At 69.5% G+C, this 20,793-nt stretch carries 23 protein-coding genes; 12 read left to right on the forward strand and 11 right to left on the reverse strand.

Annotated features, from left to right (window positions below; genetic code table 11):
• Positions 1–2 precede the first annotated feature (2 nt).
• The 3 genes from BLA60_RS36675 to BLA60_RS36685 are packed head-to-tail and all read left to right on the forward strand — an operon-like array spanning position 3 to position 2,109.
• A complete protein-coding gene (locus BLA60_RS36675; protein WP_075137672.1) occupies positions 3–773 on the forward strand; it encodes an SRPBCC family protein in 771 nt (256 codons plus the stop codon).
• Positions 770–1,570, forward strand: a complete 801-nt coding sequence (locus BLA60_RS36680) for an alpha/beta fold hydrolase (protein WP_075137673.1) — start codon at positions 770–772, stop codon at positions 1,568–1,570. Before BLA60_RS36675 ends, BLA60_RS36680 begins: the two co-directional genes overlap by 4 nt.
• Positions 1,567–2,109: a GNAT family N-acetyltransferase gene (locus BLA60_RS36685; protein WP_084735873.1), complete on the forward strand. Its 543-nt coding sequence runs from the start codon at positions 1,567–1,569 to the stop codon at positions 2,107–2,109. Before BLA60_RS36680 ends, BLA60_RS36685 begins: the two co-directional genes overlap by 4 nt.
• 679 nt (positions 2,110–2,788) lie before the next feature.
• Here BLA60_RS36685 and BLA60_RS36690 read toward each other — a convergent pair.
• Both BLA60_RS36690 and BLA60_RS36695 read right to left on the reverse strand, forming a co-directional pair.
• Entirely contained in the window at positions 2,789–4,036 is a 1,248-nt protein-coding gene (locus BLA60_RS36690; RefSeq protein WP_154814853.1) for a GGDEF domain-containing protein, read from the reverse strand.
• A 471-nt stretch (positions 4,037–4,507) separates the two neighbouring features.
• Positions 4,508–6,097: an LLM class flavin-dependent oxidoreductase gene (locus BLA60_RS36695; protein ID WP_075137674.1), complete on the reverse strand. Its 1,590-nt coding sequence runs from the start codon at positions 6,095–6,097 to the stop codon at positions 4,508–4,510.
• A gap of 66 nt (positions 6,098–6,163) precedes the next feature.
• On the opposite strand from BLA60_RS36695, the gene BLA60_RS36700 reads away from it, so the two are divergent.
• The 5 genes from BLA60_RS36700 to BLA60_RS36720 all read left to right on the forward strand — a co-directional run bounded on the left by BLA60_RS36700 (position 6,164) and on the right by BLA60_RS36720 (position 9,475).
• A complete protein-coding gene (locus BLA60_RS36700; RefSeq protein ID WP_075137675.1) occupies positions 6,164–6,640 on the forward strand; it encodes a MarR family winged helix-turn-helix transcriptional regulator in 477 nt (158 codons plus the stop codon).
• Between the two features lie 112 nt (positions 6,641–6,752).
• Positions 6,753–7,748 carry a glycoside hydrolase family 5 protein gene (locus BLA60_RS36705; protein WP_075137676.1) on the forward strand — a complete coding sequence of 332 codons (996 nt, stop codon included), beginning with the start codon at positions 6,753–6,755 and terminating at the stop codon, positions 7,746–7,748.
• A gap of 39 nt (positions 7,749–7,787) precedes the next feature.
• The gene (locus tag BLA60_RS36710) at positions 7,788–8,225 is read left to right on the forward strand and encodes a nitroreductase family deazaflavin-dependent oxidoreductase (protein WP_075137677.1); all 438 of its coding nucleotides are present in this window, start codon (positions 7,788–7,790) and stop codon (positions 8,223–8,225) included.
• Between the two features lie 119 nt (positions 8,226–8,344).
• A complete protein-coding gene (locus tag BLA60_RS36715) occupies positions 8,345–8,800 on the forward strand; it encodes a MarR family winged helix-turn-helix transcriptional regulator (protein WP_075137678.1) in 456 nt (151 codons plus the stop codon).
• Between the two features lie 9 nt (positions 8,801–8,809).
• Positions 8,810–9,475, forward strand: a complete 666-nt coding sequence (locus BLA60_RS36720) for an O-methyltransferase (protein WP_075137679.1) — start codon at positions 8,810–8,812, stop codon at positions 9,473–9,475.
• Between the two features lie 12 nt (positions 9,476–9,487).
• On the opposite strand, the gene BLA60_RS36725 is transcribed toward BLA60_RS36720, so the two are convergent.
• The 3 genes from BLA60_RS36725 to BLA60_RS36735 form a co-directional block, all read right to left on the reverse strand.
• Positions 9,488–9,775, reverse strand: a complete 288-nt coding sequence (locus BLA60_RS36725; protein ID WP_075137680.1) for a hypothetical protein — start codon at positions 9,773–9,775, stop codon at positions 9,488–9,490.
• Between the two features lie 88 nt (positions 9,776–9,863).
• Positions 9,864–10,730 carry a helix-turn-helix domain-containing protein gene (locus BLA60_RS36730; protein ID WP_075137681.1) on the reverse strand — a complete coding sequence of 289 codons (867 nt, stop codon included), beginning with the start codon at positions 10,728–10,730 and terminating at the stop codon, positions 9,864–9,866.
• Between the two features lie 125 nt (positions 10,731–10,855).
• The gene (locus BLA60_RS36735) at positions 10,856–11,086 is read right to left on the reverse strand and encodes a hypothetical protein (RefSeq protein ID WP_075137682.1); all 231 of its coding nucleotides are present in this window, start codon (positions 11,084–11,086) and stop codon (positions 10,856–10,858) included.
• A 315-nt stretch (positions 11,087–11,401) separates the two neighbouring features.
• On the opposite strand from BLA60_RS36735, the gene BLA60_RS36740 reads away from it, so the two are divergent.
• On the forward strand, positions 11,402–12,154 hold the full coding sequence (locus BLA60_RS36740) for a response regulator transcription factor (RefSeq protein WP_154814854.1): 753 nt from the start codon (positions 11,402–11,404) through the stop codon (positions 12,152–12,154).
• Entirely contained in the window at positions 12,154–13,050 is an 897-nt protein-coding gene (locus tag BLA60_RS36745) for an AfsR/SARP family transcriptional regulator (RefSeq protein WP_075137683.1), read from the forward strand. The genes BLA60_RS36740 and BLA60_RS36745 overlap by 1 nt, the downstream gene beginning before the upstream one ends.
• 103 nt (positions 13,051–13,153) lie before the next feature.
• Here the strand turns inward: BLA60_RS36745 and BLA60_RS36750 are convergent, their stop codons facing one another.
• The gene (locus BLA60_RS36750; protein WP_162293066.1) at positions 13,154–14,101 is read right to left on the reverse strand and encodes a ScbA/BarX family gamma-butyrolactone biosynthesis protein; all 948 of its coding nucleotides are present in this window, start codon (positions 14,099–14,101) and stop codon (positions 13,154–13,156) included.
• Between the two features lie 329 nt (positions 14,102–14,430).
• Here BLA60_RS36750 and BLA60_RS36755 point away from each other — a divergent pair, with 329 nt between their 5' ends.
• The gene (locus BLA60_RS36755) at positions 14,431–15,078 is read left to right on the forward strand and encodes a ScbR family autoregulator-binding transcription factor (protein WP_075137684.1); all 648 of its coding nucleotides are present in this window, start codon (positions 14,431–14,433) and stop codon (positions 15,076–15,078) included.
• A gap of 134 nt (positions 15,079–15,212) precedes the next feature.
• Here BLA60_RS36755 and BLA60_RS36760 read toward each other — a convergent pair whose 3' ends face one another.
• Positions 15,213–15,794 carry a nitroreductase family protein gene (locus BLA60_RS36760; protein ID WP_075137685.1) on the reverse strand — a complete coding sequence of 194 codons (582 nt, stop codon included), beginning with the start codon at positions 15,792–15,794 and terminating at the stop codon, positions 15,213–15,215.
• An 84-nt stretch (positions 15,795–15,878) separates the two neighbouring features.
• On the opposite strand from BLA60_RS36760, the gene BLA60_RS36765 reads away from it, so the two are divergent.
• A complete protein-coding gene (locus BLA60_RS36765) occupies positions 15,879–16,919 on the forward strand; it encodes an aldo/keto reductase (protein ID WP_075137686.1) in 1,041 nt (346 codons plus the stop codon).
• Here BLA60_RS36765 and BLA60_RS36770 read toward each other — a convergent pair whose 3' ends face one another.
• From BLA60_RS36770 to BLA60_RS36785, 4 genes are all read right to left on the reverse strand, one after another.
• Positions 16,920–17,552 (reverse strand): ScbR family autoregulator-binding transcription factor, encoded by a 633-nt coding sequence (locus BLA60_RS36770; protein WP_075137687.1) that lies wholly within the window; start codon positions 17,550–17,552, stop codon positions 16,920–16,922. It lies immediately after the preceding gene.
• A 134-nt stretch (positions 17,553–17,686) separates the two neighbouring features.
• Positions 17,687–18,745 carry an AfsR/SARP family transcriptional regulator gene (locus tag BLA60_RS36775; RefSeq protein ID WP_211288979.1) on the reverse strand — a complete coding sequence of 353 codons (1,059 nt, stop codon included), beginning with the start codon at positions 18,743–18,745 and terminating at the stop codon, positions 17,687–17,689.
• Positions 18,745–19,581 carry an AfsR/SARP family transcriptional regulator gene (locus tag BLA60_RS36780; RefSeq protein WP_084735883.1) on the reverse strand — a complete coding sequence of 279 codons (837 nt, stop codon included), beginning with the start codon at positions 19,579–19,581 and terminating at the stop codon, positions 18,745–18,747. Before BLA60_RS36780 ends, BLA60_RS36775 begins: the two co-directional genes overlap by 1 nt.
• A gap of 119 nt (positions 19,582–19,700) precedes the next feature.
• Complete coding sequence (locus BLA60_RS36785; RefSeq protein WP_342744813.1) at positions 19,701–20,771, reverse strand: phosphatidylglycerol lysyltransferase domain-containing protein; 1,071 nt, start codon at positions 20,769–20,771, stop codon at positions 19,701–19,703.
• Between the last annotated feature and the right edge of the window lie 22 nt (positions 20,772–20,793).

A 20,793-nucleotide genomic window follows, 5' to 3' on the forward strand; every position in this document is an offset into this window, starting at 1 on the left:
CGATGGGACACGAGTTCAACCAGACAGACCGGATCGAGGTTCCGGCCGACCCCGAGCAGGTGTGGCAGGCCATCGCCACCGGACCCGGCATCGACTCCTGGTTCATGGGCCGCAACGACGTCGACGAGGCGACCGCCACCGTGCGCCAGTCCTTCGGCGACTTCCGGCCCACGTACCGGATCAGCGAGTGGGAGCCGATGCGCCGGCTGGCCTACGCCAACGAACCGGGGCCGGACGGCCGGTTCGTCGCCTACGAGTTCCTGATCGAGGGCCGCGACCGGTCAAGCACCGTACTGCGCATGGCCACCAGCGGTTTCCTGCCCGGCGACGACTGGAACGACGAGTTCGAGGCGATGCGCCTGGGTTTCGAGATGTTCTTCTCCACGCTGCTCCAGTGCCTGCTGCACTTCCCCGGTCGCACCGCGCTGCCGCTGACCGTGTTCGGCCCGTCGATCACCGACTGGCCGGCCACCTGGCACGCCCTGCGCGACAGGCTTGGCCTGTCCGAGCAGGTGCGGGCCGGCGACCCGCTCGTGCTGACCGGCCCGACCGGGCCGACCGAGACCGGCGAGGTGTACTTCGTCAACGAGCAGACCCTCGGCCTGCGCACCCCGGAGGCCATCTACCGGTTCATGCAGGGCTTCGGTGGCTCGATCATCGCCTGCCACAGCATGTTCTCCGCCGACTACACCGAGGACGAGCGCAGGGTCGCCGAGAAGGTGTGGCGCGCGTGGTTCGACAACCTCCTGTCCGGAAAGGAAAACTCCCGATGACCAGCTACCTCACCTCCGCCGACGGCACCCGCATCGCCTACGAGAGCACCGGTTCCGGCCCCGCGCTGATCCTGGTCGACGGCGCCATGTGCTACCGCGACAGCGGCCCGGCCCGTCCGCTGGCCGCCGAGCTCGCCGACAGCTTCACGGTCTACCTCTACGACCGTCGCGGCCGGGGCGAGAGCGACGCCGGCTCGGAGATCTCCATCGAGCGCGAGGTCGAGGACCTCGCCGCGCTCGCCAAGGAGGCCGGCGGTTCCCCGTACCTGTACGGAATCTCCTCCGGCGCGGTGTTGGCCGCCGACGCCGCCGCCCGGGGCATCGGCACTCCGCGTCTCGCGATCTACGAGCCGCCGCTGATCGTCGACGACCGGGACCGCGAACCGCTGCCCGCCGACAGCCTGGAACGCATCACCTCGCTGGTCGACTCCGGTCGCAACGGCGACGCGGTGAAGTCGTTCATGCGCGCGGTCCAGGTCCCCGGCTTCGCGATCGCCATGATGCGCCTCATGCCGGCGTGGTCGCGCCTGAAGGCCGTGGCCCCCACCCTGCGCTACGACTTCACCCTGATGCGCGGCCTGCAACAGGGCAACCGCCCGCCGGCCGACCGCTGGTCCACGGCCACCATGCCCACCCTGGTGATCGACGGCGGCAAGAGCTCAGGATGGATGCGCACCGGTGTCGAGGCCATGGCCAAGGCCATGCCCAACGCCACCTACCGCACCCTGCCGGGCCAGAACCACATGGTGAAGCCGGCGGCGCTGGCCCCCGTCCTCAAGGAGTTCTACACCGCATGACCCCAGACCTGCGCGTCCAGCCGCTACCCCCGGCCCAGGCCACCGACCTCGACACCCTGACCCCGCTCTGCGCGATGGTCAACAAGGTGTACGCCCAGGCCGAGGCCGGCCTCTGGCAGGACGGCGCAGCGAGAACCACCGTCGACGAACTCTCCGCCCTGACCCGTGCCGGTGAGCTGGTGGTCGCCACCCTCGACAGCGAGGTCGTGGCGTGTCTGCGCCTCCAACACCTGACCGAGGACGTCAGCTCGTTCAGCCTGCTCGCCACCGCCCCCGAACACCAGGGCAAAGGCATCGCCACAGCCCTGATCGACCACGCGGAGGCCCAGGCCGAAGCCGCCGGCCGCCACCACATGCGCCTGGAACTCCTGGTCCCCCAAACCTGGACCCACCCCGCCAAGGAAGCCCTCGCCCACTGGTACACCCGCACCGGCTACCACCTGACCCACACCACCAGGTTCGACGAGGACTACCCCCACCTGGCCCCTCTCCTGGCCACCCCCTGCGACTACCGCATCTACCACAAACGTCTCCTGTAGCGGGTTTGTTCAGGGTTCAGGGCCGGGGGGCCGGGGGGCCGGGGGGCCGGGGGGCCGGGGGGCCGGGGGGCCGGGGGGCCGGGGGGCCGGGAAGACATTGACATCTCGCCTCACTGCGGCTCTGTCCGGTCGGGGCTCTGTCGCAACCTCCCGCGCACCACCGCACAACCACCCACACCGGTTCCCGCCACAGCCACCCACTCCACCTTCCGCGCAACCTCCCATCACAACCACCTCCACCCGCGACACTCCCGCCGCAACCCCCTGCACAACCTCCCGACCACCGCTCCCCACCACAACCTCGCGCCACAGCCACCCACAACAACCTCCGCCGCGACCTCCCGCCGCGTCTCCTGCGCAACCTCCCGGGCACCGCTCCCGCCGCCGCCACCCCGCCACAACCACCCACTACAGCCACCCGCGCGGCCTCCCGCCGTACCTCCGCGTGGCTTCCTGGCGCGACCTCCGCCGCAACGTCCGTCGTGGCTTCCGGCGCAACGTCCGTCGTGGCTTCCGGCTGATGGATCTCCGCGATGGCTTGAGCAGCCGCTGTCTCTTGCCGCGACCGTGCCCGGGTGCCTGTGCCTCAACCCCATCGGCGTCGGGCCGCTGTGTGGGCACGCGGGCTTGATCAGCCGGGGCGGATGAGTTTGATTCCTTGGGTCTTCGATGAGGTGGCTCAGTGCCGAAGGTGGTCGCCGGGGACGGGGGTGGCGGGAAGTCTGGCGGAGGGCACGCGGATCGTGCGGCCGGCGAGCCTGGTGCGGTCCCGACCGGCATCTTTCGCCTCGTAGAGGGCGGCGTCGGCGGTCAGCAGCAGGGAGTTGCGGTCGGTGCCGTGGTCGGGGAACACCGCCGCTCCGACCGACGCGGTCAGGCCGGCGATGACCCGCTCGACACCGTTCAGGTCGGTGACAGCGACCCGTACCTGCGCGATCGCGTCGCGGATGCGTTCGGCGGCGGGGAGGACACCGTTGGTGGTGACGCCGGGCAGGACCACGGCGAACTCCTCACCTCCGTAGCGGCCGACGATGTCGTGGGTGCGCACCGACTTCTTGATCGCCTCGGCGACGGCGCGGAGCACGAGGTCGCCGGCGAGGTGCCCGTTCCGGTCGTTGACCCGTTTGAAGTGGTCGAGGTCGACGACCAGGATCGCCATGGTGCCGTCGAGGCGGCGGGCGTGGTCCATCTCGTCGGACACCTGTTTCGACCAGAACGACGCGTTGAACAAACCGGTTTTCTGATCGTTGCGGCTGGCTTCGCGGAACTGTGGCACCAGCAATCCCATGTGCAGCCCGAGCACGGTCAACATCAGGATCGGCATCAGCCACGGTTCGATGGTCATCACCATCGCCACCCCGCACCCCAACGCGACGCCGCCACTGAGCATCAGGTGATCACTCGCGTTACCGAGCGCCGCCCGCGCCGGCCGGTCCAGGTTCGTGACCAGGATGACCGTGAGCACCAACCCGTAGTTCACCAGCCGATACACGACCGCCGCCGCTACCAGCGCCGCCAACCCGACCGGGCCTTCCAGGGCCTCCACGTACGAATGTCCCTGCCCGGGATACATCACCGCGAGCAACACATGCGCACCAACGCTCGCGATCAACACAGTCGCCGCCGAGAACACCTTGCGGTAGAACAACACCCGCCGCCAGTAAATGCGCAGATAAGCGTGCAGATAGCCGAAAACGACCAACACAGCCGTCAACACCGGCGGTAACAGCAACACACTCGCGAACACCCACACCGACAACAAATGCGTGTACGACGATCCCGCCACCGCAACGTCACGCACCCGATCAATGGACCGGATGGCCTCCTGATAAACCAACGCCGCCACCATCAGAACGGCCAGCCACACCACGTCCCGCCGCGTGACGTCCCCCGCGTTCGCCGCGGCGACGACCGCGACAACAGCCACGATCTCCACAGCTAGCACATAGAACAGAATCGGACGAGAGAGCGACCACACCTGCCACCGCCGTGGCACGAGCCGCCCCCACCCCTGCCCCAGGCCAGGATGATCAGCTTCGTGCACCACCGTGTCCCCTTCACGAAGGTGGCCAACTCTAACGCGCCGCCCCTACGACTGTCGTGCGCCAAAAGGGTGAGACACACCCCCAAAAAGCCCAACGACTCCCACCGCGAACACACCCCTCCCCCACGACCCACCCGGCTCCAACGACCCACCAGCTACCGAACATCCGTGGCTGGCGGCGGCAATCCGCCAACCGCGACAGCGCGGTCGGGCAGTCGGACAGCGGCGACCCAGCCAGCGACAATCGGGCCCGCAGCAAACGGCCGCCGGTGGTCGAGCAGTCGAACGGTCGCGACCCAGCCGGCCAGCGGCCAGCGGCGGTCGGGGGTCGGGGGTCGGGCCAGGTGTCAGGGGTCAGGCGATGCCCAGGGGCAGTCTGGCCAGGGGTTCGACCAGGGAGCGTTCCTCATAGGACAGGTGGGATAGCAGTGTGTCGGTGAGCAGGTCCACCGCCGCGATCAGCTCGTCGATGCGGGCCGGCTCGGCCACCATCGCGACCAGGGCCGTGTCGACCTGGTTGAGGACGTCGTGGATCACTCGGTGTTCCTCGGCCAGGCGGTCGACGACCGGGCCCAGTCGCGGGTCGGCGTGGCGTAGCTGGGGGAACAGGGACTGGTCCTCGATCGAGTGGTGCACGGTGACCACCCGGCAGTAGCTCTCGCAGTACGCGCCCAGTGTCCAGTTGTTCTGGCGCATGGTCATCTCGTTGATCTCCGACCGGGCCGACCCGACGTCCAGCCGGCCGTCGACCACCTGGGACACCAGGGACCTGACCCGGTCCAGCTCGTCGCGCAGGTGGTCGTGGACCTGGATCAGGTGCTGGCCGCTGGCCCGACCACTGTCGGTGTACACGGCGTTCTCGTCGGCCGCCGGGCCCGCCGGGCGGGTCGTCTCGTCCCACGGCTGGGTCGGGGACAGCCGAACACCGGGGTCGGGCGTGGGGGTGACGCCGACCCTGGCCGGCACGCTCGTGCCCACCTCGACCACCGAGGCCGGCGAGGACGGCGAGGACGGTGCGATCGACGAAGGCGACGGTGGGGGCGCTGTGGCCAGGGCGCGTTCCTGGGCGACCAGTTCGCGCACCCCGGGAGCCACCTCCTCGGCGAAGCGGCGCAGGTCGTCGTCGCTGTCGGGTTCGACCATGAGGATGAAGCTGGAAACCCCGTCCGCCAGGGTCAGCTCGGCCAGCTGTTCGATCCAGACCTTCGCCGGGCCGCGCAGGAAGTCGTTGCCCCGGCCGGTGAACGTGCCGGTGATGTTGTACAGCCGCCGAATGTCCGATGTGGACCGACCGGCGGCCAGGGCGGCGTCGTCGATGATCTGGTTCATGCCGGCCAGTTGCTCGGGTGGGGCGTAGGGCGCGCTGGGCAGCCAGCCGTCGGCCAGGCGGCCGGTCATCGACAGCATGCGTTTCTTGTAGGCGCCCAGCCAGATGCCGATGTCGTGCGCCGGGGCCGGCCCGGGGTGCGCGCCGGCCAGCCGGTAGTGCTCGCCGTCCAGGCGCACGCCCCGGCGGCCGGGCGCCCACAGCGCGCGGATGACGGCGATGGCCTCCTCGAGCGCGGCGACCGACTCGGCCGGCGAGCGCCGGGGGCCACCCATACCCTCGATCGCGTCCCAGAACGAGCCGGCGCCCAGGCCGAGTTCGACGCGGCCGCCGGACAGGATGTCCAGGCTGGCGGCCGAGCGGGCGAGCACGGCCGGCGGGCGCAACGGCAGGTTGACCACGTTCGGGAACACCCGCACCGAGTCGGTGCCGGCGGCGATGACCGACAGCAGGGTCCAGGCGTCCAGGAAACTCGCCTGGTACGGGTGGTCCTGCACGCTGACCAGGTCGAGACCGAGCCGGTCGGCGAGGCGGGCGAGGGTGAGCGCGTCGCCGGCGGTCTGCGCCGCGGGCGGCAGGAAGACACCGAACTCCAGGGAGTGGCCGTAGTCGGACATGAGATCAGTATGCCACGAGATGTTCTGTTGCACAGACGTTCTTGTGTGCCGCGTACCATAGTCGCCATGGCGGCACTCGACGGCGATCTCGGCTGGACCCTCGGCGTGGTCTTCCGCGCCTACCTCAAGGCAACCGACGCGGTGATGACCGGCATGCCCGGCGGCCACCGCGGCTACCAGGTCCTCACCGCGGCCGTGAGCGACGAGGCCCCCAGCCAGTCGGCACTGTGCGAGCGGCTGGGCATCGACCGCACCGTCATGACCTACCTGCTCGACGACCTCGAACGCGCCGGCCTCGTCGTGCGCCGCCCCGCCCCCACCGACCGGCGCACCCGCACCATCGTCGCCACCGGCCAGGGCCGTGAGTTGCTGGCCCGCCTGACCGAACGCCTTGGCCACGCCGAACACCACATCCTCGCCGCCCTCCCCGACGAGGACCGCGCGACGCTCAAGGCACTGCTCACCCGTCTCGCCACCCAGGCCAACGCCACCGACCCGCTACCGGACACCTGCGCGGTAGTCGAGGACATCCGGTCACGCTGACCCGCCGGGGCGCGACGCGACCGGGGTGAACGGCTGTCAACCTTCGATTGGTGGTTGTGGGGAATGGTCTAGACCCCGTGTACTGAGCGTGGACGAAGGGAGACTCATCGTGATGCGTCGGGTTGGGGTTCTGGTGGCGGGGGTCCTGGTGGCGGGGGTGCTCAGTTCGCCGGTCACCTCCGCGGTGTCGCAGCCGGCGCAGGTGCGCGCCGAGGGACAGCTTCGGGTGTGTGGGGTCAAACTGTGTGACTCCTCCGGCTCGCCCGTTCAGTTGCGTGGGATGAGCACGCACGGCCTCCAGTGGTACTCGCAGTGCGTCAACGACGCCTCGTTGGACGCGCTGTCGGGCGACTGGGGGGCCGACGTCCTGCGGATCTCCATGTACGTCCAGGAGGACGGGTACGAGACCGATCCCGCCGGGTTCACCGACCGGGTCAGCGGGATCATCGACGAGGCCACGGCCCGTGGGATGTACGCGATCGTCGACTGGCACATGCTCGACCCCGGCGATCCGTACTACAACCTGGAGCGGGCCAAGACGTTCTTCACCGAGATCGCCCGGCGGCACAACGGGAACACGAACCTGCTCTACGAGATCGCCAACGAGCCCAACGGGGTGCCGTGGTCGCGGATCAAGTCCTACGCCGAGGAGTTGATCCCGGTGATTCGGGCCGTCGACCCGGAGACGCCGATTCTTGTCGGTACGCGCGCCTGGTCGTCGCTGGGGGTTTCCGACGGGGCCGACGAGTCGGAGGTCGTCAACAACCCGGTGAACGCCTCGAACATCATGTACACGTTCCACTTCTACGCCGCGTCGCATCGGGACGAGTACCTGGGGGCGTTGTCCCGCGCGGCTGATCGTCTGCCGATGTTCGTCACCGAGTTCGGGACGCAGACCTACTCCGGGGACGGGGCCAACGACTTCGCCATGGCGCAGCGGTTCCTCGACCTGATGGCCGACAAGCAGATCAGCTGGACCAACTGGAACTTCTCCGACGACTTCCGCTCCGGCGCCGTCTTCGAGACCGGGACCTGCCCGGGCGGGCCCTATACCACGCCGGAGCGACTCAAGCCAGCCGGTGAGTGGATCCGTGACCGCATCCGGTGACGGCATGCTCGCCCGGGGGACTTGGTGTTGACTACAGGTATGCCATTGGAAGGTGAATACGCGCCAGGCGCGTCGAGCTGGGCGAACGACCAGGTGGAACAGTACGAGAGCTCGGGGGGTACCTCGGGCACGACGCTGCGGGACATGCCCGTCGTGATCCTCACCATGCTGGGAGCCAAGTCCGGCAAGGTGCGCAAGGTCCCGGTGATGAAGGTGGAGCACGATGGCGTGTACGCCGCCGTGGCATCGCTGGGCGGGGCACCCAAGAATCCCGTGTGGTACAACAACCTTGTCGCCAATCCCGATATCGAGGTGCGGGACGGGGTCGACACGATGGAGATGCGGGCCAGGGAGGTCTCCGGGGACGAGCGGGCCCTCTGGTGGGACCGGTCGGTCGCGGCCTATCCCGACTACGCCGACTACCAGAAGAAGACCGACCGGCAGATTCCGGTGTTCGTTCTCGAACCTCGGGGTTGATCGAGGTCTGGGCGGCCGCACCCCTGTGGTGCGGCCGCTTTTTCTTTCCGCGGAACAGATCCACAGTGGATCGGGGTAGGATCCCGCCGGAGACACGCGAACGGGTAGGAAGACTGGCTATGGCAACGGACGGCCTGACCCTCAAGGACGCGGTGCGCACGGTGCTGCTCCTGCTGCCCCGCCTGGTCGGGCGGGCCAAACGCACCGCCCCGCCGGCCGAGCTCGCCGGGGTCGCCCTCGCACCGCGCCACCTGTCGTTGTTCTCCTACCTGCTTCTCGACGGCCCGATGCCGGTCAACGAGCTGGCCAAACGCCTGGAGGTCGCGCCGGCGACGGTCAGCCTGATGGTCGGCGAACTCAGCCGCCAGGACATGCTCGAACGCACCGAGGACCCGGACGACCGCCGCCGGACCATCGTGAGCATTCCGGCACGGCGCACGGCCGCCGTCGAGGCGTGGTTGGCGTTCACCGCGCGGGCGTGGACCACCGCCCTCGAACCGCTCACCCCCGAACAGCGGCGGCTGTTCGTTGACACGCTCGCCACGTTCGAACGCGAACTGGACCGCGAGGGGTAGAACGGGGTCATGACGGAGGAACTCTGGACCGCGGTCGACGGCTATCTCACCAATCTGGTCGTCGGCGACGACCCCGTACTCGACGCCGCCCTGGCCGACAGCGACGCCGCCGGGCTGCCGTCGGTGGCTGTTTCGCCGACCGAGGGCAAGTTGCTGCACCTGCTCGCCCGAATCCGGGGCGCGCGCACGATCCTGGAGATCGGCACCCTCGGTGGCTACAGCACGATCTGGCTGGCAAGGGCTCTGCAGGACGACGGGCGGTTGATCTCCCTGGAGTACGAGGGCCGGCATGCCGAGATCGCCCGCGCGAACGTCGACCGCGCGGGACTCGGTGACCGGGTGGACATTCGGGTCGGCGCCGCGCTGGACGGGCTCGCCGAACTCGAGAACGACGGCGCCGGGCCGTTCGACCTGGTCTTCGTCGACGCCGACAAGGCGAACATCCCCGCCTACGTCACCTCGGCGCTGCGGCTGACCCGGCCGGGCAGCATCATCGTGGTGGACAACGTGGTGCGCGGGGGTCGCGTGATGCACGACGATGACGACAACCCGGGCATCGCCGGGATCCGGGAGTTCGGCCGGATGCTGGCCGACGAACCGCGGGTCAGCGCCACGATGGTGCAAACCGTCGGGGCCAAGGGCCACGACGGTTTCGCACTTCTTCTGGTGAACTAGCCTGAAGCCGGCTCAGCGGTCGGTGCCGCCGCCGCTGAGCCGGCCGCGGAAGTGCTGGAGCATCGCGAACGCCGGCACCGGCGAGCTCGCCATACAGGGCTCGCACGGCATTCCGGCTGGCGTTGCCAGCACTTCCCCGGACCCAGGTACGATGCGCAGGCCGCAGTACGCGGTCAGGAACCGCGGCATCGCGTCGGCTTCCGGCAGCGGCACGAGATGGCACGTCCGCCGGCTCTCACCGATCATCGACCCGTCCGGCTGCCGGGGTTTCAGTCGAACCAGGATCAATGCCCGGGTCATGCTTGAACAGTAGGGCGCGACACGCCGAGAAGAGAAGAAAATTTCTCCACGTTTCTTCAGATCGCGAAAAACGTGTCCGTCATGATAATCAGTCGCCATCGGTGCCCGCCTCGGCCGATAGGTCGTCGATCACTCTTTTGATCACGGAGCGTGCCGACCGGCCGTACACCGCGGCCGTCGCCATCGACTCGAAGATCGACCGGTACAGCTCGATCTCCTGCGGCTGAGCCAAGTTCAGCTCGGCCGAGAAGGTCTCCACCATGACTCGGTCGTCGTCGAGCAGCCAGAACCCGTGGGTGGGGGCCACGACATACGGTGTCTCGAAGCCGATTATTCCAAATTTCATGTTCGGCAACGCTGACAACGCGATCAGTCGGTCCAGTTGACCCAACATCACCTCAGGCGTGCACAACCGATAGCGCAGTGCCGCTTCGGTCAGTACGAAATGGAATCTTTTGTCCGCTCGGTACAGAATCTCCTGTCGACGAATGCGCGCCTGGACAGCTTCGTCGACGTCACCGGCGACTCGTAACACCTTGAGACTCTGCCGGAACCTGGCCCTCGCGTACTCCGCCGTCTGGAGCAGTCCCGGAACGAAGGTGCACTCCAGCGCACGGAAAAGCCTGGTCTTGGCATCGAGGGCGGCCAGTTCGGTCTGGTGGGTCTTGAGCCCACCCCGCAACTGCCGCTGCCACTCGATGTGTTGCACGGTGAGCATGTGCAACGAGGCGAGCAGCCCCTCGGTGTCGTCCAGACTGTCCGTCGCCTTGGTCCACGCCCTGATGTCCGCTTCGGTCGGCGACTGCCGGCCGTTCTCCAACTTGGACACCTTGGACGGGGGCCAGGCGAGCGCCTCCGCGAGCTGACGCCCGCTCAGTTCCGCGTGTCTGCGCAGCTCACGGAGGCGTTTGCCGAGTACGAGACGAGCCTCGTGGAGGCTCGACACCCCGCTCATCCTGTTCTGTGGCACGGCGCACGTCCCGTCGAACGGCGCGTTGCACAGCTACAGCGCGCCCCTGCTGGTACCCGACCAGGCTACCGGCCGGAGCGCCGCTCACCGAGAAATTTCTCGGAATATCTTCAGTTCAACTCCCCGACGAGATCGTGGCTGTACATCCGCAGCACGTCCTCGGGGATCTCGATGATCGCCTCGCCCTGGGGTACCGGCCCCACGTCGGCGAGCGCCTGGGCGTCCGTCACCACCCACCCCTGGGCGATGTACGTGCGCCGATCGGCCCGGTCGGTGGCGAACAACGTCGGTGACTGGCCCTCCTGGGAACAAGGGTCCTTCCCGATGAATCGCGCGCGCAAGCTCTACTCCGTTTCTAGAAATAGTTGGGAAATTGTGTTGATCCTGGGCGTGCGCGCGGGCCCACGTCAAACCAGGATCAAGATCATGAGCTGAGTGGTCCCAACACGACAGTCGACCGTCCATATGCCGTGAGTAGAAGACCGCTCAACGAAAGAACCCTGGCGCGCGAGGACCGCTTAGCGTGAAACGTGCCGGACTCCTGGGTTCGGCACTGAGAGGCGAGGCGAGGCGAAACAGTCATGGACCACTGGAGTGACCCGACCTGGCGAGACCGTGCCGGAAGATTCACGCTCCGTGCCGTCTCGGGTCACGCGGTGCGTGTCCTCCCCCGTCCCGACGCGACCCCACACAACCACCCGGCGAACGACCACCGCCACCCCGATCCGCCGTGCGAGGAGGACACCGACGGCATCCGGGTTCTGGTCGTCGGCGACGACGTGCTCGCCCGGCGCGGGGTGCTCGCGGCGCTGGACGGCGAGCCCGGCATGGTCGTGGTCGGTGAGCACCGGACCGGACCCGCTGTGGTCACCACGGTGACCCAACTGCGGCCGGACGTCCTGCTGCTGCACGGACTCCACGTCGCGGACGCGGCGCCGATGCTGGCCACCGTGCGGGACTCGGTGCGCCGCACCGGCCGGGTCGTGCGGGTGCTCGGGATCGGGGTGCGCGACGGCGAGCCACAGGTCGTGCCCGACGGCCGGCCCGGTCTGGCCTGCGGCTGGCTGCCGGCGTGGGCGACCCCGGAGGAGGTCGTCGCGGCCGTGCGGATCGCCGCGGCCGGGTTCACGCTCGTGCGGGCCGAGGACCCCGGGCGGACCGAGACGGTCCCGGGGCGCCACATGGCGCTGCGCGACGGGCTCAGCGAGCGCGAGTGCGACGTGCTGGCGCTGGTGGCCCGTGGTCTGTCCAACGCCGAGATCGCCGAGGCGCTGACCGTCTCCGAGCACACGGTGAAGTCCCACATGCAGAACCTGCTGGGCAAACTGGGCCTGCGCAACCGGATCCACGCGGTGATCTACGCCTTCGACACCGGCCTGGTCACCGCCGACCACGCGGCGAAACGCTGATGCGGCTGAACCTCCTGGGCCCGCTGGAACTGCGGGACGGGCACGGCGAACGGGTCGAGGTGCCCGGTCTCAAGCAGCGGGTGCTGCTGGCCACCCTGGCGGTGCGGTCGGGACACGTGGTGTCGGCCGAACGGCTGGTCGCCGCGCTGTGGGGAGAGCACCCGCCGGCCGGGGTCGCCAACGCGTTGCAGGCGCACGTCCGCCGGCTGCGCAAACTGCTGGAGGCCGCCGGCGGGGACCGGATCCGCACCCGGCCGCCCGGTTACCAGCTGGACCTGCTGCCCGGCGAGACCGACACCGACGAGTTCACCGACCTGGTCGCCTCGGCCAAGGCGGTCACCGGCGACCGGCCGCTGGTGGCGATCCCCCGGCTGCGCGCGGCGCTGGAGCTGTGGCGCGGCCCGGCGCTGGACGGCTGTGTGACCGGTGACGTGTGCGCGGCGGAGGCCGTCGTCCTGGAGGAGCACCGGCTGGCCGCCTACGAGGCGCTCTACGACGCGAGCCTGCGCGCCGGTCAGCACGCCGAGGTGATCGGCGAGCTGGAGGAGACGACCGCGACGTTCCCGATGCGGGAACGGTTCTACGACCAGCTGATGGTGGCCCTGCACCGTGACGGCCGCCAGTCCGACGCGATCGGGGTGTACGACCGGGCGCGGCGGCGGCTGCTGCGGGAGCTGGGGGTGGAACCGGGGCCGGCGCTGCGGGCGCGGATGCGGTCGCTGCTGTCGGACCTGCCGGCGGAGGCGGCGGTCGGCGACGTCACCCGCGACCTCACCGAGAGCGTCGACCTGAGCCGGGAGCTGGCCGAGTTGCAGCAGCGGCTCGACACGCTGACCGAGCGGCAGGAGGCGTTGATGCGGTCGCTGCACACGATCGCCGACCGGGCCGGCGAGTGACGTACCGGTACGGGGACAGGCGGGCGGCCACCCGTCGCGCTGGCGACGGGTGGCCGCAGGGGCGGGTGACGCCCGAAGAGGGTGGGGGCAGGGTGCGGTGCGCTCAGGGCGTGCACAGGTCGAGCGAGCCGTCGGCCATCCTGACGCCGCTCTGGTCGAAGGCGAGGCGGACGGTGGTGGTGCCGGGAACCGCTTTGGCGGTCACCGTGCACGGCTGGTCGAACTCGATGTAGCGGTGGAAGTCCAGCTCGCCGCCCGACGGGATGGCGTCGGGGGTGGCGGCGGTGAGCAGGGCGGCCTGGCGGCCGGCCTCGATGATGGCGTTGCCGGGGACGTGGTCCATCGGGTGGTCGTAGACCACGCGGTGCTCGGGGTCGACGCGCAGCAGCCAGGTGTTCTCCCCGCTGGTCCTGGCCAGCATGACGTCGATGGGGGCGCAGCGGCCGACCAGTTCGTGGTTGACCGGGTCGGCGCCGGCCGGGACCTCGGGCACGGCGTCGCGGTAGCGGCCGCGCAGGCGGGTGTAGCCGGCGGCGGTGACGCAGCTCCACCGGTAGGCCGCGGTCCCGATCCGCACGCCGTCGCGGAAGCACTCGACCTCGAACAGCATGCCGGCGTAGTTCTTGGCGCGGCGCTGGATGTCCTTGGCGGTGACCACGAGGGTGACGTCGACCGGGTCGGATCCGTTGGTCCGCAGGCCTTCCAGGCTTTCCACGCGGAAGCGCTTGTCCCGGGTGAGGAACTTGTACTCGAACGGGATCTCGTAGCCGGCGTGCGCGATGAGCACTCCCGCCTCCCGCACGCTTTCCAGGAAGAGCAACGGGTCGTGCAGGTTGGACGCGGCCGGGCGGTAGAAGCTGTGGGTGCCGGGCCAGCGGACGCCGACCTGGTACCGGTTCTCCTCGATCTGGGCGAGCTGGGTCACGAACACGTCAGAGCTGTTGATGCGACGCACCAGCCTGGGCGGAACGGACTGCTGGATCAGCAGGGGCTCCGTGGTTCGTAAGCCCTCGGCCGACGACACTTCCTGGCTGTTGATCATGGTGGTCATGCCGAACCTCTCATAAAGGTCGTTGGCGTCACTGCCCTTGTGTGGACTCTCGAGCGCGTGGCCCGGGTCGGCTGGTGCCCCTCGGCGCCGAGTCGGCCAGCCCGAGTTCCGCTCGAAGATCGGTATCTTCGGGCGTGGCCTGGACCACACAAGAGGAACCATACCTACCACCCGGTTTTTTCTCGAGGCCCGATGGTGTCACCCTTGAGTTACCCTGGAGCGAGGGTCGACCGGGACTCATCCAGGATCGAGGCGCGACCTGGCCCGCCCGCGGGCGGTGGCATGCTGAAGGTGCTGGATCAACTGGGGCCTGATGAAGGAGGTGCGCTTTGGCACGGCAGGACCGGGCGGAACGCACACGCAACGCCATCCTCGACGCGGCCGCCGAGGTCTTCGACGAGCGGGGCTTCGACGGCGCGAGCCTGTCGGACATCCTGGCCAGGGCCGGAGTCACCAAGGGCGCCCTCTACTTCCACTTCTCCTCCAAGGAGGAGCTGGCCCGCGCGTTGGCCTCCGAGCCGTGGGGAGCGGCCGTCACCGTCCCGGACAACGAGGACGGCGGCCTGCAGACAGTCATCGACATGAGCCACGCACTGGCCCACAGCATGTGGACCAACGTCCGGGTCCGCGCGGGAAACCGCCTGGTCATGGAGGCCAACTTCGCCTCGCCCGACGCCGCGGTCTACGAGGGATGGATCAAGCTGGTCGGCGACCTGCTGTCCAGGGCCAAGGACCGGGGCGACGTGCGCCAGGAGTGGGACACCCAGGAGGTGGCCAACTGGATCTCGGCCGCGTTCATGGGGGTGCAGACCCAGTCGGCCGTGCTCACCAACCGCCAGGACGTCCACGAGCGGCTGACCGTGATGTGGAAGATCGCCCTCCCCGGCCTGGTCCCGCCCCGCCGCGTCGCCCGCTTCAACCCCGCCGGCACCACCGACTGGTCGGCGCAGCGCTCGCAGGCCGCGGCCACCGCCTGAGCCGCCGGGGTCCCGACCGGCAGGTCTGGTCGTCGATCTTTCCGGTCACCGCTGTTCCGCCATTCACCCCGCCAAGATGGGCTGGCCGGCGCATCTGGTAACAGCCGTTCGCGACGCAGGTCCTCAGCCGAGCGTCAGACCACCTGCCACCGAACGCCGTAACGCTCGCGATAGACGATCTCGGCCAGGTGGCGGCGTCCGACCGGCAGAGTCCCCAGCGGCAACCGGGTGTCCACACCCCGCTCCGCGCTCACCAACCCGGCCCGTTCGCCCGCCGGGTAGCCGGCGATCACCACCCGGGTCATCAGCCGCCGCGCCGGCACCCCGAGGATCTCCTTCGCCCTGGCCTCGGCGTCCCCGGAGAAGCCGACCAGGCTCGCGCCCAGCCCGTGCGCGGAGGCCGCCAGCAGCAGCCGCTCGCACACCCGGCCGCCGTCGAAGGCCGCCCTCGGCGCGTCGAGCACGACGGCGATCGCCAGCGGGGCGTCGGCCAGCGGCGCGTGGCCCGGCGTCCCGCCGGCCGACTCGAGGGCCACTCGAGTTCCACTGGTGAGCACGACCACGAACTCCCACGGCTGCCGGTTGACCGAGCTTCCGGTCCAACGAGCGACTTCCAGCAGATCCGCTATCACCTCCGGCGGCACCGGCCGGTCCTGGAAGCGGCGCACCGAGCGCAGCTCGCGGAGGAACCGAATGCGATCACGGGCCAGGTCCATCGGTTGCCCCCAAGTGGTGCTGCTGCCGGGCCTCGGGCGGGATTACCATGCCGACCGGTATGTCAGCGCGTCAAGGGAGTCGAGGTGACCGATTTCCACCGTCCGCTCGGCGGGTCCGGCCTGCGGGTCTCGCGGGCCTGCCTGGGCACCGCGAACTTCGGAACCGCCTGGGGGCTCGGGGTTCCCGAGGAGCAGGCCCGCCCGGTCATCGACGCGTTCCTCGACGCCGGGCACACCCTGCTCGACACCGCCGACAACTACAACGCCGGCGAGTCCGAGCGGATCGTCGGCGCGGCGGTGCGCGGACGGCGCGACCAGGTCGTCATCGCCACCAAGGCCTTCCAGCCGCACGGGCCGGGCCCCAACGAGCGCGGCCTGTCCCGGGTCCACCTGACCCGGGCGTTGGAGGCGAGCCTGCGCCGGCTGGGCACCGACCACGTCGACCTCTACCAGTGCCACCAGTGGGACGAGGGCACCCCGATCGAGGAGACGATGGCGACCCTCGACGGGTTCGTCCGCGACGGGAAGGTCCGCTACCTCGGGGCGTCCAACTTCACCGCCGCCCAGATCGTCGAGGCCCAGTGGGCGGCCCAGCGGGTCGCCGGGACGCCGCTGGTCGGGTTGCAGGCGCAGTACTCGTTGCTGCGCCGGGACATCGAGGCGGAGATCCTGCCGGCGGCGCGCCGTCACCGGCTGGGCGTGCTGGCCTACGGCGTGCTCGGCGGCGGGGTGCTCGCCGGGCGCTACCGGTCCGGCGCGCGGCCGGACCCGGCCTCGCGGATGGGCCGGGTGCTCGCGCGGGAGACCGACCGGGCGCGGCGGTGGGTCGACGACCAACTCAGCGAACGCAACCTGGCGATCGCCAGGGAGGTGGCGCGGCTGGCCGGTGAGCTTGGCACGACGCCGACGGCGGTGGCGGTGGCCTGGGTGGCCGCCCGGCCGGGGGTCGCGTCGGTGGTGCTCGGGCCCCGGACGCACGAGCAGTACGAGCAGGCGCTGCCCGGGTTCGCCCTTGACCTGCCGGCGGGCGCGCTGGAGCGGCTGGCGGAGGTCTCCGGTCCGGCACCGGTTCCGGTCACCGGGCGGCTGAGCCTGCCCTGGTCCGCCGGGTCCTCCCGGTCGTGATCAGTCGAACGACTCGGGGCCGCAGGGGTCGAGCTTGTCGGTGTTGGTCCGCGCCGAGATGCCGGGTAACGCCAGGGTCCACATGTCCCGCAGGCTGTCCCGCACGCTGCCCTGGCGGATCCCCGACCACCACAGCATCTCGACGCCGGCACACAGGGTCAGTACCAGCGTGCTCACCTGCTCGATGGGCACCGAGTCGGCGAGCTCGCCGGCCTGCTCCGCGCTGAAGAGCATGGTCTCCACCGCGGAGAGCAGGTCGACGTAGAAGTCGAGGAAGGGAGCTCCCCGGTGGCCGCACTCGCGTGCGGTGCGCATGCTCGCGCGGACCACCGCCTCGTTCTCCAGCCAGTGCGCGATCTCGTGGGTCAGGTCGACCAGTGACTGCAACACCCCGGTGCCGTCACCGAGCGCCCGGTAGACCGCGCCGCGCAGCAGCGCGCACGCCTCGGCCTGGATCGCGCCGGCCAGCTCGTCCTTGGACGAGAAGTGGAAGTAGAAGGCCCCCTTGGTGACCCCGGCGGCCCGGCTGACGTCCTCCAACGTCGCTCCCGAGAACCCGTTGCGGTCGAACAGCTCGGCCGCGGATCGCACCAAGTGCAACCGCGTGTTCTCAGATCTCGTCTGTTTCGTCACGACACGTCCCGGGCCACAGTTCCGCTCCAGCCGTTGAGCGGATCGTCCATGTGAGGATATTGCCTCGGCTCCTACGCCGAAGTAGGGCGCGTCTCCGCAGCCCTACTCTCGGTTTCCCGCATGGCGCCAACGACTCATCCCGCCCGGTCGAGCGCCGCCGCCTCGGTGCCCACCTCGGCCAGCCGACGGTCCGACATCAGGATGGCGTGCTGGAGCCGGCGCAGGCTGGGGGACGGTTCGAGCCCCAGCTCGTTGACCAGACCGGTACGCATCCTGCGGTAGACGTCGATGGCCTCGCCGCGCCGGCCGGACCGGTACAGCGCAAGCATGAGATGGGCGTGCAGTCCCTCGTGCGTGCGGTAGCGCCCGACCAACCCGGCCAACTCACCGAGCAGCTCGTGGTGACGACCCAGCCGCAGGTCCGCGTCGATCCGACGATCGAGGACGTTGAGCCGCGCCTCTTCCAGGCGGTGCGACTCGACCTCCAGCAGCGGACCGGTCTGCACGTCCACGAGCGCCCGGCCGCGCCAGATCGCGAGTGCTCCCCCGAAATGACGCGACGCGGCCTCGTAGTCCCCCATCTCACGCGCCCGGTGTCCGAGCGCGGCGAGCCGGTCGAACTCACGCACGTCCACACTCCCACCCATGGTGTCCAGCAGGTAGCCGCCAGGGTAGGTGACCAGAACTCGTTTGGCGTCCTTCGGTCCGTCGGCGTCCGACTGGTCGAGTGCGGTGCCGATCAGGTTGCGCAGGTGCAGGATGTAGGTCTGCACCGTGGTGTTGGCGCTGCGCGGGATGTCCTCGCCCCACAGCTCCTCGAACAACGACGCCATCGGCACCACCTGGTCGGCGTGCACGGTCAACATCGCTAACACCTTACGGGGCTTCGCGGCGGTCGGGACCACCGACGTGCCAGCCTGGCGGGCAACTAACGGCCCTAGTACGTCAATGTCCACTTCGGTCTCCTGTGGCAGGTGGCGATCGACTGCCAACCGGTTTGATCGGCATCGGCTCGGTCGCTCCTCAAGACTACAAAACCGACCGCTCGGTTTGTCAATAGATACCGACCGATTGGTTTCTTTTATACCCGAGCGGTTTTCGCATCTCAGAGGGCTGTCACGCTCTGGAGTTGTCCACCTGGGAGCATCTCCGCAGGAGGTGACTGTGCGCAGTCTAGTTTCCGGAACAACCATTATCCGGTAGCACGTCGCCGTGGAGGCTCCGGAACCAGGTCCAGTGACGGGTCCTGGTTGAGGATCGCCTGCATCCTGTCCTGGAGCATCGCGGAGGGCTCCATGCCCAGTTCGTCGACCAGCCGGCGGCGCACCACGTTGTACTCGCGCAGCGCGTCGGCCTGCCGCCCCGACCGGTACAGAGCCACCATCAGCATCTCCGCCAGACGCTCCCGCCAGGGGTAGAGCATGGCCATCTTCTTCAGCTCGCTGATCACCCCGCCCTGGATACCGGCCACGATGCACGCCTGGAACCGGTCCTCGATCGCCGCCAGCCGGCTCTCCTCGTAGTGCAGCACCGAGCTGTGGCACATCGGCCCGCCCGACACCCCCTCCAGCACCGGCCCGTCCCACAGGTCCAGCGCCTCACCGAGCAGGTCCCGCGCCCGCAGCGGGTCGGTGGCCAGCTCGTTGTGCGCGACCGCCACCAGCCGCTCGAACAACTTCGCGTCGATCTCGTCCGGCTCGGCGTGCAGCACGTACCCGGTCGGCAGCGTCACCAGGCGTTGCGCGGCGAACTCGTCACCGAACGTGGTGCGCAGCAGTTTTCTCAGCCGGGTCACCAACGCCTGGAGGGCGTTGTTCGCCTTCACCAGACCCCGGCCCTCCCACAGTTCCTCGAAGAACTGTTCCTTCGTCACCACCTTGCCGGAATTGATCAACAATGTCGCGAGCAGCGTTCGTTGTCGCCCGCCCTGAATTGCCAGCAGTCGCCCGTCCGAGACCAACCCGACCGAGCCGAACAACTTGAAGATCACCGAGTGCCCCCGCACCGGGATCAACCGTCGGTCCACCATTTCCCCCGCCTCCCTCACGTTCGGTACACCCTGGCCGATCGTTGGCCAGTGGCCTGACGCGGCGGTGACACTCACCTGACCGCGCGAGTGATCCACGAGCGGTCGCCGATCGCCGGCGGTCACAGCGCGTTGGCCGCGCGGAAGACCTGGAGGAACCCGCTCAGGCTGGCCCTCCCGGAGAACGCCACGTACTCGGGCGCCACCACGTGCGGCGCCCACTTGCGCTTGTAGGCCAGCTGGGTGGCCGCCGGGTAGACGGCCGCACCCCTGGTCGCGAGCTGGCCGGCGAGCCACCGGAACCAGCGGCTGGCCGACGGGTCCTCCAGGGCCGGGTCCAACCCGGTGAACGGGGTGAAGCCGAAGTGCAGCCAGGGCGCGCCCTCGGCGGCGAAGGTGGCCAGCGCGGCGGTGTTGACCGCCTCCATCACGCCCGGCGGGGCGTCCGGGCGGCGGCGGGACAGGTCGTGCAGCCAGCCGGGCCGCGCGCCGTAGGCGGGCGAGTAGGAGATGTAGCCGGCCAGGTCGCCGCCGATGGTCGCGATGAACAGGCGGCGGTGGTCCTGGGCAGGACCGCCGAGCTGCCCGACGAGGAACTCCAACGGCTTGCCCTTGTCCCGTAACCAGACCCGGTCCAGGTCGGCGATCGCACCGGCGTGCTCGGCGAAGGACACCTCGGTGACCCGGACGCCGGCGCGGTGGGCGCGGGAGACCTTGTTGCGCAGCCGGACGAACCGCGAGCCGCGCAGGGTGAACCGGCTCAGGTCCACCGCGTAGGAGGCGCCGACCTGGTTGACCGTGTAGCCGGCGCCGGTGTAGGTGTCCACGTCGCCGGCCTGGGCCTGGATGGCGACCACCCGGGCGCCCCGGGCGGCGGCGTGGTCGGTGAACCGGCGCAGCAGCGCGGCCGGGTCCGGGCCGAACGGGGCGCCGAACACCACCAGGTGCCGCCCGGACTCCCGGTACACCACCACGCCCGGCACCTCCCGGCAGCCGAAGCGGCGATTTCCCGTATTCAGCGCGAGAAAGGCGCTGGGATTGTCCGAGTACTCCTTCAGGAATTCGAGTGTCGCACTCGGCGACCGCGTTTCCACCACGTTCGGACCCATCCTCGATCGACCACCCTCACTCGCCTGGTACGGTGACCTCACAACCCCGCCACCTGCGCGGATGCCACTCCCAGTATCAATCATCCAGGCCGGCGCGGACAATCTT

Origin of the sequence: Actinophytocola xinjiangensis (assembly GCF_001921215.1) — a bacterium.
Taxonomy (GTDB): Bacteria; Actinomycetota; Actinomycetes; order Mycobacteriales; family Pseudonocardiaceae; genus Actinophytocola; species Actinophytocola xinjiangensis.

Bases quoted from the DNA above. Each gene is read 5' to 3' on its own strand.
- BLA60_RS36745 (WP_075137683.1), top strand. From the start codon at position 12,154: ATGCGGCTGAACCTCCTGGGCCCGCTGGAACTGCGGGACGGGCACGGC.
- BLA60_RS36680 (WP_075137673.1), top strand. From the start codon at position 770: ATGACCAGCTACCTCACCTCCGCCGACGGCACCCGCATCGCCTACGAG.
- BLA60_RS36750 (WP_162293066.1), bottom strand. From the start codon at position 14,101: ATGACCACCATGATCAACAGCCAGGAAGTGTCGTCGGCCGAGGGCTTA.
- BLA60_RS36710 (WP_075137677.1), top strand. From the start codon at position 7,788: ATGCCATTGGAAGGTGAATACGCGCCAGGCGCGTCGAGCTGGGCGAAC.
- BLA60_RS36715 (WP_075137678.1), top strand. From the start codon at position 8,345: ATGGCAACGGACGGCCTGACCCTCAAGGACGCGGTGCGCACGGTGCTG.
- BLA60_RS36760 (WP_075137685.1), bottom strand. From the start codon at position 15,794: ATGGACCTGGCCCGTGATCGCATTCGGTTCCTCCGCGAGCTGCGCTCG.
- BLA60_RS36675 (WP_075137672.1), top strand. From the start codon at position 3: ATGGGACACGAGTTCAACCAGACAGACCGGATCGAGGTTCCGGCCGAC.
- BLA60_RS36780 (WP_084735883.1), bottom strand. From the start codon at position 19,581: ATGGTGGACCGACGGTTGATCCCGGTGCGGGGGCACTCGGTGATCTTC.
- BLA60_RS36685 (WP_084735873.1), top strand. From the start codon at position 1,567: ATGACCCCAGACCTGCGCGTCCAGCCGCTACCCCCGGCCCAGGCCACC.
- BLA60_RS36705 (WP_075137676.1), top strand. From the start codon at position 6,753: ATGCGTCGGGTTGGGGTTCTGGTGGCGGGGGTCCTGGTGGCGGGGGTG.
- BLA60_RS36720 (WP_075137679.1), top strand. From the start codon at position 8,810: ATGACGGAGGAACTCTGGACCGCGGTCGACGGCTATCTCACCAATCTG.
- BLA60_RS36730 (WP_075137681.1), bottom strand. From the start codon at position 10,730: ATGAGCGGGGTGTCGAGCCTCCACGAGGCTCGTCTCGTACTCGGCAAA.
- BLA60_RS36725 (WP_075137680.1), bottom strand. From the start codon at position 9,775: ATGACCCGGGCATTGATCCTGGTTCGACTGAAACCCCGGCAGCCGGAC.
- BLA60_RS36775 (WP_211288979.1), bottom strand. From the start codon at position 18,745: ATGGTTGTTCCGGAAACTAGACTGCGCACAGTCACCTCCTGCGGAGAT.
- BLA60_RS36785 (WP_342744813.1), bottom strand. From the start codon at position 20,771: ATGATTGATACTGGGAGTGGCATCCGCGCAGGTGGCGGGGTTGTGAGG.
- BLA60_RS36695 (WP_075137674.1), bottom strand. From the start codon at position 6,097: ATGTCCGACTACGGCCACTCCCTGGAGTTCGGTGTCTTCCTGCCGCCC.
- BLA60_RS36700 (WP_075137675.1), top strand. From the start codon at position 6,164: ATGGCGGCACTCGACGGCGATCTCGGCTGGACCCTCGGCGTGGTCTTC.